The 14,818-nt window shown below is 62.4% G+C and carries 2 protein-coding genes and 1 pseudogene; all 3 read left to right on the forward strand.

The window, feature by feature from the left end; translation table 11 throughout:
- Positions 1–28: 28 nt before the first annotated feature.
- A pseudogene (locus tag AC1DWM_RS23020) lies at positions 29–1,834 on the forward strand (amino acid adenylation domain-containing protein); the annotation flags it as partial.
- Between the two features lie 20 nt (positions 1,835–1,854).
- The gene (locus AC1DWM_RS23025; protein WP_477796199.1) at positions 1,855–13,617 is read left to right on the forward strand and encodes a non-ribosomal peptide synthase/polyketide synthase; all 11,763 of its coding nucleotides are present in this window, start codon (positions 1,855–1,857) and stop codon (positions 13,615–13,617) included.
- A 120-nt stretch (positions 13,618–13,737) separates the two neighbouring features.
- On the forward strand, positions 13,738–14,694 hold the full coding sequence (locus tag AC1DWM_RS23030; RefSeq protein ID WP_477796200.1) for an alpha/beta hydrolase: 957 nt from the start codon (positions 13,738–13,740) through the stop codon (positions 14,692–14,694).
- The last annotated feature ends 124 nt before the right edge of the window (positions 14,695–14,818 follow it).

Below are 14,818 nucleotides of genomic sequence, written 5' to 3' on the forward strand. Positions count from 1 at the left end.
ATTCGAGGCGCAACCACCGTCGCCAACCTTGCACCGGTTATTCGAGGTTCAGGCTGCGCAACGGCCGAACGCAATCGCGCTGGTCCACGAAGGCGAGCAACTGAGCTACGCCGCGCTCAACGCCCAGGCCAATCGACTGGCGCGCAAACTGCGAGAGCAGGGTGTCGGCCCGGAAGTGCGCGTCGGCATCGCCACTGAGCGGGCGATGCCGCTGGTGGTCGGGTTACTGGCGATTCTCAAGGTTGGCGGCGCTTATGTGCCGCTCGATCCGCAATACCCGGCCGAGCGCCTGAGCTACATGATCGAAGACAGCGGCATCACGCTGCTATTGACCCAACAACATTTGATCGACGGTTTGCCGTCCCGCGACGGCGTGCAGGTGCTGAGCCTGGAGTCGTTGCATCTGGACGCCTTCAGCGACGACAACCTGACGACGCTGGCGACCCCGGACAACCTCGCTTACGTGATCTACACCTCCGGCTCCACTGGCCGGCCAAAAGGAGCGTTGCTCAGTCATGCCAACGTCGGGCGTCTGCTGACGGCCACCGCCAGCGAGTTCAACTTCGGCCCGGCCGATGTCTGGACGCTGTTCCATTCCTACGCCTTCGACTTCTCGGTATGGGAGCTGTTTGGTTCGCTGTGCACGGGTGGGCGTCTGGTGATCGTGCCGTATGACATCAGCCGCGAACCGCAAGCGTTTCACCGCTTGCTCTGTGATGAAGGCGTGACGGTGTTGAACCAGACCCCGAGCGCTTTCCGCCAACTGTTGCCGATTGCCTGCGCCAGCCCGCGAAGCATGGCCCTGCGTCAGGTGATTTTCGGCGGCGAAGCCCTCGAAGTCGCCAGCCTGCGTCCTTGGTTCGAACGCTTCGGCGACCAGCAGCCCACCTTGGTCAACATGTACGGCATCACCGAAACCACGGTGCACGTGACCTATCGCGCGATTCGTCTGGCCGACCTTGACGGCAAGGCGCAAAGCCCGGTTGGCCTGCCGATCCGCGACCTGCGCTGGTACTTGCTCGACAGCCAGTTGCAGCCGGTGCCGGTGGGTGTGGCGGGTGAGTTGTACATCGCTGGCGCTGGCCTGGCGCGGGGTTATCACGGGCGTTGTGGCCTGACCGCCGAGCGTTTTGTGCCGAGCCCATTCGACGTTTCGCAACGACTCTATCGCAGCGGCGACCTGGCGCGTCAGCGTGGCGACGGCAGCATCGACTATCTCGGGCGGATAGATCAGCAAGTGAAAATTCGCGGTTTCCGCATCGAACTCGGCGAAATCGAAGCCGCACTGTTGACCCAACCGGGCGTGCGCCAAGCGGTGTTGAACGTGCACAACGGCGACGGTGGACCGCAGTTGTGCGCCTACGTCGTGGCCGAGCAAACCCCACACGACCCGATGGCCTGGCGCGACAACCTGCGTGCCGCGCTGAAGGTTGATCTACCGGATTACATGGTGCCGAGCCATTGGTTGCTGCTCGACGCCTTGCCGCTGACCGCCAACGGCAAGCTCGACCGCAACGCCTTGCCGGCGCCGGATGCAGAGGAATGGCAACGCCCGTTCGAAGCCCCCGAAGGCGACCTCGAACCGCAACTGGCGGCGATCTGGGCCGACGTGCTGGGCGTGGCGCAGATCGGCCGGCGCGACAACTTCTTTGAATTGGGCGGGCATTCGTTGCTCGCCGCCCAGGCCAGTGCCCGTGTGGAACTGGAACTGGGTATCGAGTTGCCGCTGCGCGCGCTGTTCGAGTCCACCGACCTACAGGTTTATGCCGCCATGGCCGGGCAACACGCCCCGGCTGACAACGATGCACGTCTTGATGCGCTTGAGTCGCTTCTCGACGAGATGGAGATCAACTGATGGAACACACCACTGCCCAGCGTATCGCCAGCCGTTTCGCCGGCCTGCCCGCCGACAAGCGCCGCGAGTTTCTGAGCCGCATGCAAGAGCAGGGCGTGAGTTTCGGCCAACTGCCGATTCCGCCGGCTGCCGAGCCGAAAATGAGCTTCGAACTGTCGTATGCGCAGCAGCGCCAATGGTTCCTCTGGCAGCTGGATCCGCACAGTTCTGCGTACAACATCCCGGCCGCGTTGCGCTTGCACGGGCCGCTGAATGTCGCGGCGTTGCAGCAGAGTTTTGACGTGTTGCTGGAGCGGCATCAAAGCCTGCGCAGCCGATTTGTCGAGGATGACGGTCAAGTCGTTCAGACACTGGCCGAGTTCACCTCGCTGGTGATCGAACACATCGATCTGCGCGGCGAACCTGAGGAAAACCGCCTCGATCTCGCGATGAAAAGCGTCGAGCAGGAAATTGCACAGCCATTTGATCTGCAGCACGGCCCACTGTTGCGAGTCAGCCTGTTGCAGCTCGATTCTGAAGACCATGTGCTGTTGCTGACCCTGCACCACATTGTCACCGATGGCTGGTCGATGGGCGTGCTGGTGGAGGAATTCTCCCGGCTCTACGCCGCGCATAGCCAAGGGCAGAACGAAGCGCTGGAAACGCTGCCGATTCAATATTCCGATTACGCCCTGTGGCAACGCCGCTGGATGGAAGCCGGCGAGCTGGAGCGCCAGCTCAACTGGTGGCGCGAGCGTCTGGGCAACGAGCAACCGTTGCTGGAGTTGCCCACCGACCGTCCACGCCCGGCGCAACCGAGCCAGCATGGTGCTCGTCTGGAATTCACCCTCGATGCAAACTTGGCCAGCGGGTTGATGAACCTGGCCAAACAGCGCGGCGTCACGCCGTTCATGCTGTTGCTGGCGAGCTTTCAGGCGTTGCTCTATCGCTATAGCGGCCAGTCCGACGTGCGCGTTGGCGTGCCAATTGCCAACCGTAACCGCACGGAGACCCGTGGCCTGATCGGCTTCTTCGTCAACACCCAGGTGATGCGCGCGGAACTGGACGGTCGTCTGCCGTTCAGCCAATTGCTCGACCAGACCCGCACTGCGTCGCTGGATGCTCAGGATTATCAGGACTTGCCGTTCGAGCGGCTGGTGCAGGCTCTGCAAGGTGAACGCAGCCTCAGCCACAGTCCGTTGTTCCAGGTGATGTTCAACCATCAGCAAGCCAAACCGGCATTGGTCAGCGGTTTGCTCGCCGGGCTGCGTGTCGAAGCGCTGAACGCCACGGTGCACACCACGCAATTCGACCTGCAACTGGACACGCAGGAGGAGGGCGACAAACTGTTCGCCAGCCTGACCTACGCTACTGATTTGTTCGACGCCGAGCGTATCGAGCATTTGGCCCGTCACTGGCGCAACCTGTTGGCCGGTGTGCTGGCGAACCCGCAATGCCCGCTCGCCGAGTTGCCGCTACTGGACGCCGACGAGCGTCTGCGCATTCTCGATGACCTCAATGACACCGCTCAGGCTTATCCCGGTGAAGTCTGCGTGCAGCGGCATTTCGAAGAGCGTGTGGCTGAAAACGGTGCGGCGACGGCGTTGGTGTTCCAGAACCAGAGCCTGAGTTACGCCGAATTGAACCTGCGCGCCAACCGTCTGGCCCATCACTTGCGCGCCCAGGGTGTCGGCCCGGAAGTGCTCGTCGGAATTGCCTGCGACCGCTCGTTCGAAATGGTCGTCGGCCTGCTGGCGATTCTCAAGGCCGGTGGCGCCTATGTGCCGCTGGACCCGGAATACCCGCTGGATCGCCTGAGTTACATGATCGAAGACAGCGGCATTTCGTTGTTGCTGACGCAGGAGCATCTGCAGGCGCAACTGCCGACACCCGATACCGTGCGCACCTTGTGCCTGCGCGCCGAAGCCGATTGGCTGAGTGAACTGCCGAGCGACGACCTGCCAAACCTTGCCGTCGCTGAAAACCTCGCCTATGTGATTTACACCTCCGGCTCCACCGGCAAGCCCAAGGGCGCGGGCAACCGCCATGTAGCGCTGCACAACCGTCTGGAATGGATGCAGCAAGCCTACAACTTGCAGCCCACAGACCGCGTGCTGCAAAAGACCCCGTTCAGTTTCGACGTGTCGGTGTGGGAATTTTTCTGGCCGCTGATGAAGGGCGCAACCCTGGTGATCGCTGCACCGGGCGAACATCGCGATCCACAACGTCTCGCGGCATTGATCGTCGAACAGGCAATCACTACGCTGCACTTTGTGCCGTCGATGCTCTCGGCGTTCATCGCTGCCGATGAGTCGTTGGCCTGTACCTCGCTGACACGCATCATTTGCAGCGGTGAAGCGCTGCCGATGGAGCTGCAACGCCAGAGCTTGCGCAGCCTGCCGCAAGCCAATCTCTACAACCTCTATGGCCCGACCGAAGCGGCCATAGACGTGACCCATTGGACGTGCGTGGAAGAAGGCCGCGACAGCGTGCCGATTGGCCGTCCCATTGCCAACCTGCGCACCTGCATCCTCGACAGCGAACTGCAATCGTTGCCACTGGGCGCGGTGGGCGAGTTGTACCTCGGTGGTGTCGGTCTGGCGCGCGGGTATCACCGTCGTGGCGCGCTGACCGCCGAGCGTTTTGTGGTCGATCCGTTCGGCAGCGGCGAGCGTTTGTACCGCAGCGGTGACCTGGCGCGTTATCGCGCAGACGGCGCCATCGACTACTGCGGGCGTATTGACCACCAAGTGAAGATTCGCGGTTTGCGCATCGAACTGGGCGAAATCGAAGCGCGCGTGCAAGAGCATGCCGACGTGCAGGAAGCCGTGGTGTTGGTCCTCGATGGCCCGAGCGGCAAACAACTGGTCGCGTACGTCGTGCCGCAGGATCGCGCATTAGTGGCCGCCGCCGCCGAGCAACAAGGCGCGTGGCGCGAAACCCTGAAAAGCCATCTGCTCGCCAGCCTGCCGGATTACATGGTGCCGGCGCAGACCGTGCTGATCGAGCAAATGCCGCTCAGCCCCAACGGCAAACTCGAGCGCAAACGTCTGCCGGCGCCAACCGCGCAAGTCGGCCAACGCGCCTTCGAAGCGCCGCGTAGCGAACACGAACAGGTGCTGGCGCAGATCTGGCAAGACGTATTGGGCGTGGAGCAGGTCGGGCGTCAGGACAACTTCTTTGAACTCGGTGGCGACTCGATCATTTCGATTCAAGTGGTCAGCCGTGCGCGCCGTGCGGGGCTGAGCCTGCAACCCCGTGACCTGTTCCAGCAGCAGACGTTGCAAGCGCTGGCCGCCGTAGTGAAGGAGCAAGCCGCACCGCTGGCGCAACAAGGGCCGGTGGACGGGCCGCAAACACTCACGCCGATCCAGCGCTGGTTCTTCGACGAACCGATCCCGCAACGCGCGCACTGGAACCAGTCAGTGCTGCTGACGCCGCGCGAAACCCTCGAATTGCCGCGCCTGCAAGCAGCGCTGCAACGCCTGCTCAAGCAGCACGATGCCCTGCGGTTGCGCTTCAGTCAGGTCGACGGTCAATGGTCGGCGCGGTATGTCGGGGCCGACAGCGCTGATGTCATCGACATGCTCTGGACCGCTCGCGTGGCCAACGAGGCATCGCTGGAATCGGTGTGCGACGAAGCGCAACGCAGCCTCAGCCTGCAAGACGGGCCGTTGCTGCGGGTGGCGTTGATCGCGCAGGCCGATGGTTCGCAGCGTTTGCTGTTGGTGATCCATCATTTGGCGGTGGACGGTGTGTCGTGGCGGGTGTTGCTGGAAGATTTGCAGGCGGCCTACCTTGGGCAAGAACTGCCACCGAAGACCAGCGCTTTCCAGGCGTGGGCCGACAAACTCGACGCCTATGCACGCTCCGAAGTCGCCGTCAGCGAACTGAACTGGTGGCAGGCGCAGCTCAGCGGTACGAATGATTCGTTGCCAGCGGCCAATGTTGGGGCCAGCCAGACCGGGCATTTGCGCCAAGGCGTCAGCATCGGCCTCGACCGTGAACAAACCCGGAAATTGCTGCAACAAGCCCCGGCGATCTACCGCACACAGGTCAACGATCTGCTGCTGACCGCACTGGCCCGCACCCTAAGCCGCTGGACCGGTGACGCCTCGGCGCTGATTCAGCTTGAAGGCCATGGTCGCGAAGAACTGTTTGGCGACATCGACCTGACCCGCACCGTTGGCTGGTTCTCCAGTCTGTTCCCGGTGCGCCTGACGCCGACCGCCGACCTGGCGGGCTCGATCAAAGCAATCAAGCAACAGCTGCGCGAGATCCCCGGTAAAGGGATGGGTTATGGCCTGTTGCGCTACATGGGCGATGCGTCGACCCAAGCGGCATTGGCCGCGTTGCCGCAGGCGCGGGTGACGTTCAACTACCTTGGCCAGTTCGACCAGAGCTTCGCCGAAGACGCGTTGTTTACCCCGGCGCGCGAATCCAGCGGTGCGGCGCAATCGGCCGATGCACCGTTGCCGAACTGGTTGTCGGTGGACGGTCAGGTCTATGGCGGTGAGCTGAAACTCGACTGGACCTTCAGTCGCGAATGCTTCGAACAGCGTGAAATCGAAGCGCTGGCTGCAGATTTCCGTAATGAATTGCTGGCGCTGATCGCCCATTGCCTGAGCGATGGCGCAGGCGGCGTGACCCCGGCGGACTTCCCGTTGGCGCGCCTGACTCAGGCTCAACTCGATGGCCTGCCGGTGCCGCCGGCACACATCGAAGACCTGTACCCGCTGTCGCCGATGCAGGCCGGTTTGTTGTTTCACAGCTTGTATGAGTCCGAGTCTGGCGCGTACGTGAACCAGCTCAGCGTCGAAGCCCGTGGCCTCGATGCCGAACGTTTGGGCCGCGCGTGGCAAGCGGTGCTCGACACCCATCCGATCCTGCGCAGCAGTTTTCACTTCCCGGATGGTTTTGAAGCGCCGGTGCAATTGGTCCATCGTCATCTGCAACTGCCGATGACCTGCCTCGACTGGCGTGGCCACAGCGATCAGGTCGAAGCACTGGCGAAGCTGATCGACAGCGAACGCCTGCAACTCGACTCGACCCGGGCGCCGTTGATGCGCTTGACCCTGGTGCGACTCGACGACGAGCGCCAGCAACTGATCTACACCCACCATCACCTGTTGCTGGATGGCTGGAGCAACTCGCTGCTGTTGAGTGAAGTCTTGCAGCGTTATGCCGGGCAGGAAGTGCAGGCGCCAACAGGGCGTTTCGCTGATTACATCGGCTGGCTGCGACGTCAGGATGCACAGGCTGACGAGCTGTTCTGGCGCGAGCAACTGGCAAGCCTCGACAATCCGACGCTGTTGGCCCAGAGCCTGGCCCATGGCGACGGTAAAAACCTGTCGACGGCGGAGTTTGCCGACCATCGCCAGACTTTCGATGTTGCCACCAGCCAACGCTTCAGCGATTTCGCCCGTCAGCAAAAAGTCACCCTCAACACCTTGTTGCAAGGCGCCTGGGTGCTGTTATTGCAACGCTATACCGGTCAACGCAGCGTCGCGTTCGGCGCAACCGTGGCCGGGCGGCCGGTAGATTTGCCGGGGGCGGAAAGCCAGCTCGGGCTGTTCATCAACACCTTGCCGGTGATCAGCACGCCGGATGCGGTTGAAAGCGTCGGCCACTGGTTGACTCGCTTGCAGGCGCAGAACCTGGAATTACGTGAGCACGAATTCACCGCCCTCGGCGACATTCAGCGCTGGGCCGGACGTGCCGGCGAGCCGCTGTTCGACAGCCTGCTGGTGTTCGAAAACTTCCCGGTGGCCGAAGCGCTGCAACAGGGCGCACCGGCCGGGTTGAGCTTCTCGATCCCGCACAACCATGAACGCACCAACTTCCCGCTGACGCTGGCAGCCACCGCCGAAATGCAGTTGAGCCTGAACTGGAGCTACCAATGCGCCCACTTCAGCAGCGAAGCCATTGCCCGCATGAGCGAGCATCTGGCCGCGCTGCTGACGGCGATGGTCGCTGCGCCACAGGCTGCATTGAGTGAACTGGACCTGCTGACCACGCCGGAACGTGCGCAACAGTTGGTCGAGTGGAATCCCGCGTTCACCGCAACGGAAACCCCGCTGTGCGTGCATCAATTGATCGAGGCCCAGGCTGTTATCCGTCCGGACGCCACGGCGTTGATCTTTAACGACCTGGAATTGAGCTTCGACCAACTCAACCGTCGCGCCAACCAACTAGCCCACCGCTTGCGCGCACTGGGCATCGGCCCGGAAGTGCGGGTCGGCCTGGCGATGCAGCGTTCGCCGGAAATGATCATCGGTCTGCTGGCGATCCTCAAGGCCGGCGGCGCTTACGTGCCGCTGGACCCGGCGTATCCGGCCGAACGCCTGCGCTACCTGATGGAAGACAGCGGCATTTCGCTGCTCATCAGCCAATCGTGGCTGCGGGAAAAACTGCCGTTGCCGCAAGGTCTGGCGGTGCTGGAAGTCGACCGCGAACCGCTGGAATCGATGGCTGACACCAACCCGGTCAACCTGACCTGTGGCGAAAACCTCGCGTACCTGATTTACACCTCGGGCTCCACCGGGCGGCCGAAAGGCGTCAGCGTGGCCCACGGCCCGTTGGCCATGCATTGCCTGTCGATCGGCGAGTTGTACGGCATGACCCCGGACGACCGCGAGCTGCAATTCGCCTCGATCAGCTTCGACGGCGCCCACGAACGCTGGCTGACACCGCTAGTATTCGGTTCGGCGGTGATGCCCCGTGACGATGAGTTGTGGAGTGTGGAGCGCACCTGCGCCGAGATTGAAAAGCACGGCATTACCATCGCCTGTTTCACCCCGAGCTACCTGGCGCAGATCGCCGATTTCATGGGCGAAGCGGGGCGTGATCTGCCGATCCGTTCCTACACCCCGTGCGGTGAAGGCATGGCCAAACATGCTTTCGATGAAGTGCAGCAAGTGCTGCAACCCAAGCGCCTGATCAATGGCTACGGCCCGACCGAAACAGTGATCACGCCGCTGATCTGGCTGGCCTGCCCGGATACTGAATTCGACTCGGCATTCATGCCGATTGGCCGGCCGGTCGGCAATCGCAGCGCCTATATTCTGGACGGCGGCTTGCAGCCGTTGCCGGTCGGTGTGGCGGGTGAGTTATACCTGGGCGGCGAGGGCGTCGCTCGCGGTTACCATCAACGTCCGGACCTGACCGCTGAGCGTTTCGTGCCGGATCCGTTTGTACCGGGCGCACGTTTGTATCGCAGCGGTGACCTCGCACGGTTCCGCGCCGATGGCGTCGTTGAATACCTCGGTCGTATAGACCAGCAAGTGAAGATTCGCGGGTTCCGTATCGAGCTCGGTGAAATCGAAGCCTGCCTGCTTGAACACGAGGGCGTGCGTGAAGCGTTCGTGATCGACCGCGAAGGCCCGGTCAGCCGCCAATTGGTCGGTTACGTGGTGCCGCGCGATCCACTCGCCGATGAGCAGGATTTGCGTGAGGCGCTGACGGCTCACCTGCGCAGCCGTTTGCCAGCGCACATGCTGCTGGCGCATTTGATGTGTCTGGCGGCGTTGCCGCTGACGCCCAATGGCAAGCTTGATCGTCAGGGGCTGCCGGCCCCTGAAGCTACTCGACAGAATCTGGATCAGGTGGCCGCAGCGTCGCCGGCCGAAGCGCTGCTGGTGGAGATATGGCAGGAGCTGCTGGGGTTGGAGTCGGTGGGTGTCACCGAAAATTTCTTCGAACTGGGCGGTGACTCGATCATCTCGCTGCAAGCGGTGAGCCGTGCCGGGCAGCGCGGGTTGGTGTTCAGTCCCAAGCAATTGTTCGAACAGCAGACCATCCGCGCATTGGCCGCTGTCGCCAGCAGCCGTGAAGCGGCGTTGGTTGAAGTGCCGAAAGTCGAAGCTTTCTCGCTGGTGCCGCACATCGATATTGCCGCCCGCGAGGGGCTGCAAGATCTGTATCCGCTGTCCCCCATGCAGCAAGGCATGTTGTTCCATTGCCTCGATTCGCCGGAGCTGAACCCCTACGTCAACCAGTTGAGCGTGGCGGTGGACGGTTTGCAGGTGCCGCGTTTTCGCGCGGCCTGGCAGACGTTGGTTGAGCGTCACGAAGTGCTGCGCGCAGCATTTCGCTGGCGCGATGGCCTGGCCGATCCGCTGCAAGCGGTGTTCGCCGATATCGAGTTGCCGATCGAAGAACTCGATTGGCGTTTGCGCAGCGACACCGAGCTGGCGTTGAAAGCGCTGGCAGCAGCGGAACAGGCCAAGGGTTTCGACCTGAGCTGCCCGCCGTTGATGCGCTTCATTCTGGTTCGCCTCGGCGATGACCGTTACCAGATGATCTGGATTTACCATCACCTGCTGCTGGACGGCTGGAGTGCCTCGCGACTGTTGGGCGACATGCTGCGCCTGTATCACCACGACACGTTGCCGACCCTGACCGGGCGCTACGCCGACTACATCGCCTGGCTGCAACGTCAGGACGGTGCACAGGCCGAAGGCTTCTGGCGCGAGCGCCTGGCATTGCTCGAAGAACCGACGATTCTGGCCAAGGCTTCAGGTGCCGCAGGTTCTGGTCATGGCGTGATGTACAGCAACCTCGACGCCGAGGCGACACGCAAACTGCATACCTTCGCCAAGCGACAGCGCGTGACCCTCAACACGCTGGTGCAAGGTGCCTGGCTGCTGCTGTTGCAACGCCACAGCGGCCAGCGCAGCGTCGCGTTCGGCGCCACGGTGGCGGGACGTCCGACCGGGCTGGCCGGGGCGCAAGAAATGTTCGGACTGTTTATCAATACCTTGCCGGTGATCCAGACCCTCGACCCGCAACAGCCGTTGGGCGAGTGGTTGCGCGATTTGCAGGATTACAACCTGCTGGTCCGCGACTACGAGCACACGCCGTTGTCGGACATTCAGCGCTGGGCCGGGCAGGGTGGCCAGGGCTTGTTCGACAGCATCATCGTGTTTGAAAACCATCCGGTGGACCGTGCATTGCGCGGGGGCGAGGAAGGTGAGCTGCGTTTTGCCGAGGTCGGCAGTGGCGGGGTGACCAACTTCCCGATGGACCTGATGGTCAGCGCCAACGAAGAAGGCCTTGAAGTCGAGTATCTGTTCCTGCGGGATCGCTTCAGTGAAGTGGACGTGCAGCGGATTCGTGCGCAGCTTGAAGGTCTGCTGTGGGCATTGCCGGAGGATGCCACCTGCTTGCTCGGCAATATTGGCTTGTCTGAGTCGCGTATCAGCCTGGCGCAAGCATCGGGTGACAGCGCCGATTTGCTGCACGCGTTCAATCAGCATGTGCGCACGCAACCGCAGAAAGTCGCCTTGTTCTGTGAAGATCGCGAAGTCAGTTATGCCGATCTGGAGGAACAGGCCAATGGGCTGGCGCAGCAGTTGATCGGTCGCGGCATCGGCCCGGAAAGTCTGGTGGCGGTAGCCCTGCCGCGTTCCGAGCGCACGATTGTCGCGTTCCTTGCGGTCCTTAAAGCCGGGGCGGCTTACTTGCCTTTGGACTTGGCGTATCCGGTCGAGCGACTGGCTTATATGTTGAGCGATTCGGCCGTCAGCCTGTTGCTCTGCGACAGTGATCTCGGCGAGCGGTTGACCGTGGCCGACAATCTGCCGCGCGTGTTGCTCGATCAACTGAGCGATGCCGAAAACGTTGAATGCCCGGTTTCCAACCCGTTGCCGGGGCATCTGGCGTACCTGATTTACACCTCTGGCTCCACCGGCCAACCGAAAGGCGTGGCCGTGGAACGCGGGCCGATTGCCCGGCATTGCCGGGGGATCATCGACCTGTACGAACTGGCACCGCGCAGCCGCGAGCTGCACTTCATGTCGTTCGCCTTCGACGGCGCTCAGGAGCGCTGGCTAAGCGTGCTGATGGCCGGCGGCAGTCTGGTGATTCGCGATGACAGTTTGTGGACCCCGGAACAGACCCTGGAAATGCTCCATCGTCATGCCGTCACCGTCGCCTGCTTCCCGCCGGCGTATCTGCAACAAATGGCCGAAGTCGCCGAACGCCTGGGCAATCCGCCGGCGGTTGAGGTGTATTGCTTTGGGGGGGATGCGGTACCGGACGCCAGTTTCGAGCAGGTCAAACGCGCCTTGCGCCCGCAGCGTCTGGTCAACGGTTACGGCCCGACCGAAACCGTAGTCACGCCGCTGTTGTGGCGTGCCGAGGTCAGCGAAAACTGTGACGCGGCTTATGCGCCAATCGGACGTGGTGTGGCGGGACGTGGTTTGTATGTGCTCGACGCCGACCTCAATCCGTTGCCGGTGGGTGTCAGCGGCGAGTTGTATCTGGGCGGTGAATGTTTGGCGCGCGGATACCACCAACGTCCGGGCATGAGCGCCGAGCGTTTCATCCCTGATCCGTTCTACGCCGGTGGCCGCATGTACCGCACCGGCGACCTGGTGCGCCAGCGCGAATGTGGGTTGATCGATTACCTGGGACGGCTGGATCAGCAAGTGAAGATCCGTGGTTTCCGTATCGAACTGGGCGAGATCGAAGCGCGTCTGCGTGGGTACGCGGGTGTGCAGGATGCCGCTGTGGTGGTCCATGACACACCGACCGGCAAGCAATTGGTCGGTTACGTGGTGGCGGCCGGCGCAGTCGGGCTGGATCGTCGCTTGAAGTCTGAACTACATGCGCAACTGCCCGATTACATGGTGCCGGCGCGGATTATGGTGCTGGAGCGCTTCCCGCTGTCGGCTAACGGCAAGCTCGACCGTCGCGCACTGCCGGAGCCTGAATGGTCGCTTGGCGGCTATCGTGCGCCACGCAACGCGCTGGAAACGGCGCTGACCGCGATCTGGCAAGAGGTGCTTGGCGTGCCACAGGTGGGCATCGACGACAATTTCTTCGAGCTCGGCGGCGACTCGTTGCAGGTGCTCAAAGTCATCTCGCGGGTGCGCAGTCAGCCGCAATTGGGCTTCGAATTGAAGCTGCGGGATTTGATGCAGAAACCGTGCATCGCTGAACTCAGTGGTTATCAGGCGGCTGAACCGGCGTCTGCGCCGGACCCGTTGCTGGCGTTGAACGCGCGTATCCCCAATGTGCCGGCGCTGTTCTGCCTGCATGCCGGTTTCGGCACGGTGTTCGATTACGAACCGCTGGCGCGGCGTCTGGAAGGCCGGCGCGCGGTGTACGGCGTGCAGTGTCGCATGCTGCTTGATCCGCAGTGGCAGGACGAATCATTGCTGGCCATGGCGCAAGCCTATGCGCAACGGATCCGTCGTCAGCAGGCCAAGGGGCCGTATTACTTGCTGGGCTGGTCGTTGGGCGGAGCGTTGGCGCAATTGGTCGCGCACGAACTGGAATCCCAGGGTGAAACTGTGGCGTTTGCCGGGCTGGTTGACAGTTACGTGGCGGGCACCGCAGAAGCGGGGGACTGGCGCGAGGATCTGGGCGACTTCCTGAGGTTTGTGCTCGGGTTGCCGGCCGATGAGGCTCAGGCGTTGATAGCCCTGAAAGCGGCTGACCTGAACGAGCGCGACGGCTCCACAGCAGTTATCGAGGCAGCCATGCACGGTGCCAATGGGCATGCCGCGTTGGGCACGGGGGAACTGACGCAAATCTTCGCCACCGGTTCACGCCTCAAGCAACTGGCGCTGGCCCATCGACAATTACCGGCGATTCAGGCCATGGCGCATCGCTGGTGGGTGGCCGGGCGTGACGATGAGCGCCGGGTGTTCGAGGCGCAGGTCGGCCGCCACGGTGTGGATCGTTTGTTGGCGGGGGGGCATTACGAGTTGTTGCGTAGTGACGAGTTGCTTGATCAGCTTGAAGATCTGCTGGAGCGCCGTTTGGCCATTGCGTGAACGCTTTTGTAGGAGCCAGGCTTGCCTGCGATGGCGATCTCACTGGCGCTATCGCGGGCAAGCCATGCTCCTACAGATCCTTGTTTGATTATTGATCTCTTTGTGTGAAGGACTCATCCCATGGCCGTATTGCCAGAACTTGAAGCATTTCTCGAACTCGCCGAGTTCGGTCGGATGACCGGCAAAAGTCGCGCGATGCATGAACAGTCACCGCAACAGGCTCGGATTGATTTTGAAGCGTCCTCTGGGTTTCTCGATGTACCGCTGGGTAGCGTTTCCTGCGAGAACTTTACGATTGCTGCGCGCGACGGTCATAGCCTGTCGGCGCGGCTGTATCGCGACGGGCAAGCGGTCGAGGGATTGCAGCCGGTGGTGTTGTATTTCCATGGCGGCGGTTATGTGGTCGGCAGCCTCGATTCCCATGATGCGCTGTGCCGGCGACTGGCGGCGCAGGGTGGTTTCGTGCTGTTGACGGTGGATTATCGTTTGGCGCCAGAGTGGCGGTTCCCGACACCGGTGCAGGATGCCTGCGATGCCGCCAACTGGCTTGCAGGTGAAGGCGCTGCGCGGGGGCTGGACGCGACTCGGGTGGCGTTGGTGGGTGACAGCGTGGGCGCGACGTTGGCCACGGTATTGTCGATCATGGCGGTGCGTGAGCCTGAGGAACTGGCGTTGAAACCCAAGGCGCAAGTGCTGCTGTACCCGGTGACGGATGCGACGACGAAACGCGCCTCGCATCGGGATTTCGCCGAGGGGTATTTGCTGGAAACGCCAACGCTGGACTGGTTCTACGCCCATTATGGGCGCACTCCGCAGGACCTCGCGGACTGGCGCTGCTCGCCGTTGCTCGCAGCAGACCTGTCGGGTGTGGCACCGGCGTTGGTGTACCTGGCCGGGCATGATCCGTTGCATGACGAAGGGTTGGCGTATGCCGATCGGCTGCGTGCGGCGGGGAATGAGCTGACGTTACTGGAACAGCCGGGCATGACCCATGACTTTATGCGCATGGCGGGGTTGTTGGGGGAGGTTGCCGGGATTCACACGGAAGTGGCGGGGTGGGTGCGTTTGCGGATTTGAGCCTAATCGAAAAAACCGCCATTTCTGGATAAGGGGTGGCGGTTTTTTTGTGCCAGGCATTGGGACTTTCTGGTGCGGCCACTATTGCCATCGCGAGCAGGCTCGCTCCCACATGGGGTTTGTG

This window comes from Pseudomonas sp. P4_C8, from assembly GCF_056401975.1.